Annotated in this window: 1 protein-coding gene; it reads left to right on the top strand. The window is 47.6% G+C overall.

What is annotated here, in order from left to right; translation table 11 throughout:
- The coding region (locus tag KVT28_RS25975; RefSeq protein ID WP_254633676.1) for a hypothetical protein at positions 1–248 on the top strand (248 nt) is incomplete at both ends.

The raw sequence follows: 248 nt of genomic DNA on the forward strand, positions 1-248 counted from the left end.
TGGCGGATTATTCGTCTGGGGCGCTTTCTCAGGAGCATGGTTTTTTAAAGAAACAAACAGTTTTCTATTAGCGATAGCGGGTGCAGTTGCTGTCGGAATGGTCTTGGGCTGGGTATTGGAGAGGTTCCTGATCCGTCCTGTCTATGGTAATCATGTGAGACAGCTGCTGATTACATTAGGCGGGATGCTGGTATTATCGGAAAGCATCAAAATTTTCTGGGGGCCAAACCCGATAAGGGTAAACCTGC

This window comes from Pantoea sp. GbtcB22, from assembly GCF_019091025.1.
GTDB lineage: Bacteria > Pseudomonadota > Gammaproteobacteria > Enterobacterales > Enterobacteriaceae > Pantoea > Pantoea leporis.